Here is a 943-nt window from a genome sequence, read left to right on the forward strand (position 1 = left end):
GGAGTTGCTGGGCACCGCCGGTTATTTTTTATGGCTAGGAATTTCAGCGCTTATTGTCGGTGTTATCTTGTCTAGTTTACCGATGAGTTGGCAGCTACAATGGGTATCGTTTGGGGTATTTTCTCTTATGACAACCTGGTTGTGGTGGCGAAAGCAAATTAAGAAAGACACTCAAGACGATAGCAAGCGAGATCTCAATCAGAAACAAAAGCAGCTTGTGGGTAAAGTAATCACATTGACTGAAGATTTACCTGCTGGGTCTTGTCGATTAAAAGTTGGGGATTCCACCTGGAAAGCAGAGACATCTCAAGCAATATCGTCTGGGCAAACGATCAAAATAATAGCGGTGAATGGCATCACCCTAAAAGTTGAAGTTGTTTAATTGACGGACAACCCATATACATCATGATTTACTGCATATTTAAAGTGAAAAATAAGAGGACAAAGAATGAACCTAGCCAAAATCATGTTTTTAGCCTTAGTTTTCTCATTTCCTGTATTATCAAACACAGGAACTCCACAGACGGGTCCACTTGTTGATTGTAAACTTGAGAGCGGTGACGTTGTCAGGTTGACGGCATTTATTTGCCAACAAAAAAAAGGGCAAAAAGTATGAGGTAATAGGCAGGTGTTTATCACTGAGATTTCACCTGCCTTTTAAGTTTATTCTTGCTCTAATAACCAAGCTAAAATCTGTTTTCTTTCCTTCACATTACCCTGGCCATACCAGTAACTGGTCATTTCTAATGCTTTACTGCCTTCGATAACTTCTACTTCTTTAGTTTTTCTGTTATCAAACGCCCAGTCACTGAATACGGTTCTTTCTTCGTTAGACGCTTTCTCATACCAATATTCAACCATTTGAGATGGCTGGCTTTGATCAGAAGAAGCCTTAGCTTTCGGTTTACTCTCAACTGCTACGGCGGTTGTTGCTGTTGCCGCT

At 40.6% G+C, this 943-nt stretch carries 2 protein-coding genes; one reads left to right on the forward strand and one right to left on the reverse strand.

The annotated features are described in order from the left end of the window. Positions 1–382: NfeD family protein (locus tag ACP45E_RS20655; RefSeq protein ID WP_069585492.1), on the forward strand; the 382-nt coding region annotated here is incomplete at its 5' end. Between the two features lie 281 nt (positions 383–663). On the opposite strand, the gene ACP45E_RS20660 is transcribed toward ACP45E_RS20655, so the two are convergent. Beyond that, positions 664–943 (reverse strand): DUF2057 family protein (locus tag ACP45E_RS20660; protein WP_141707460.1); only part of this gene is annotated, 280 nt, incomplete at its 5' end.

It is taken from the genome of Vibrio genomosp. F10 str. 9ZD137, assembly GCF_049974785.1.
Taxonomy (GTDB): domain Bacteria; phylum Pseudomonadota; class Gammaproteobacteria; order Enterobacterales; family Vibrionaceae; genus Vibrio.